Consider the following 1,604-nt stretch of genomic DNA (forward strand, 5'->3'; position numbering starts at 1 on the left):
CGCCGCGATCCGGCCGGCGCCGTAGTCGACCGCGAGGCGCAGTTGGGCCGGCGAGGCGTCGGACAGCACCACGTCGACGCCCTTCGCACGGAGGGCATGACCGATGCTCGCGCCGAGGAGGCCCGCGCCGACGATGCGGACGGTCCCGGAGAGACGCGGCGCGACGAAGCCCGCTCTCCGCCCCGCGGGCGCACTCGTCGTATCGGTCATTCGCTCTCCTGCTCGCCTGGCGCCTCGGCGACACCGGAATCACGGCGCGACAGGGTCAAAAGCGCGCCGAGTTCGATTTTACTCAGTTCCCGCGTCTTTCCGGCCGGGAGGGTTCCCAGGTGGAGCGGACCGAACTGTCGACGGACCAGTTCCGTGACCGGGTGGCCGACGGCCGCGAGCATCCGACGGACGATGCGGTTGCGACCGGAGTGCAGTGTCAACTCCACCAGGCTCGACCCTCGTGAGGTGTCCAGGAGCCGCGCCTTGTCGGCGGCGATCGGTCCGTCCTCCAGCTCGATGCCCTTGGTGAGCTTCGAGATCGTCTGTGGCAGCACCGTTCCCTCGACCTTCGCGATGTACACCTTGGTCACGCCGAACGACGGGTGCGCCAGCACATGAGCGAGCGCGCCGTCGTTGGTCAGGATGAGCAGACCGCTCGTCTCGGCATCCAGCCGTCCGACGTTGTACAGCCGCTCCTCGTAGTCGGCGGTGAACCGGCGCAGATCGGGGCGGCCATTCTCGTCCTTCATGCTGCTCACGACACCGGTGGGCTTGTTGAGCATGACGTAGCGCTTCGAGACGTCGAGCTGCACGGCGGTGCCGTCAACGTCGACGAGGTCGTTCTCCGGGTCGATCCGTCTCCCGAGTTCGGAGACCACGATGCCGTTGACGCGGATGCGGCCTTCGGTGATGTACTGCTCGACCACGCGGCGTGAAGCGACTCCTGCAGCGGCGAGAACCTTCTGCAGGCGCACGCCTTCGGGTGCAGCCCCGGAATCGTTCGAGGCGGTGTTCGAGGCTGCGTTCGAGGCGTCGTTCATGGCGTCGTGGCCGGTCATCGGATGGTCCCTTCGTCGAATCCGTCTGCGCCATCGTCGAGCAGCGGGGAGATCGGGGGCAGCTCGTCGAGGGAGTTGATGCCCAGATGCTGGAGGAGCGCGTCGGTGGTGCCGTAGTTGATCGCACCGGTCTCGGAGTCTGCGAACAATTCGGTGATCAGTCCACGAGCGACGAGCGTACGGACGACGGAGTCTACGTTCACCGCGCGGATGGAGGCGACCTGGCTGCGCGTGACCGGCTGCTTGTAGGCGATGACGGCAAGGGTCTCCAGGGCGGCCTGCGAGAGACGTGCGGGAGCCTGACCGCCGATGAATGCCGCCACCACGTCGTCGAGCTCTTCCCTGACGTAGAGACGCCACCCGCCGCCGACCTCCCGAAGCTCGAAACCGCGTCGCGGTCCCTTCCCGCGCCCGTCGTAGTCCTCGACCAGCATCTCCAGGGTCTGGCGCACGGCAGGAACCGGCGAGCCGACCGCGGCGGCCAGGGCGACGAGACCGATCGGCTCATCCACGATGAAGAGGATCGCCTCGATCCGCTCGGTCAGAGGAATCTCC

Annotated in this window: 3 protein-coding genes; all 3 read right to left on the reverse strand. The window is 67.5% G+C overall.

What is annotated here, in order from left to right; translation table 11 throughout:
- Nucleotides 1–210 (reverse strand): 3-hydroxyacyl-CoA dehydrogenase NAD-binding domain-containing protein (locus DSP71_RS23525; RefSeq protein ID WP_258546363.1); only part of this gene is annotated, 210 nt, incomplete at its 3' end.
- Nucleotides 207–1,031, reverse strand: coding sequence for a pseudouridine synthase (locus tag DSP71_RS10100; RefSeq protein WP_113681022.1), 825 nt, complete (start codon nt 1,029–1,031; stop codon nt 207–209). The genes DSP71_RS10100 and DSP71_RS23525, both read right to left, overlap by 4 nt.
- 14 nt (nt 1,032–1,045) lie before the next feature.
- The gene (scpB, locus tag DSP71_RS10105; protein WP_258546365.1) at nt 1,046–1,600 is read right to left on the reverse strand and encodes an SMC-Scp complex subunit ScpB; all 555 of its coding nucleotides are present in this window, start codon (nt 1,598–1,600) and stop codon (nt 1,046–1,048) included.
- Nucleotides 1,601–1,604: the final 4 nt, after the last annotated feature.

It is taken from the genome of Microbacterium sp. H6 (genome assembly GCF_003314775.1).
Classification (GTDB): domain Bacteria; phylum Actinomycetota; class Actinomycetes; order Actinomycetales; family Microbacteriaceae; genus Microbacterium; species Microbacterium oxydans.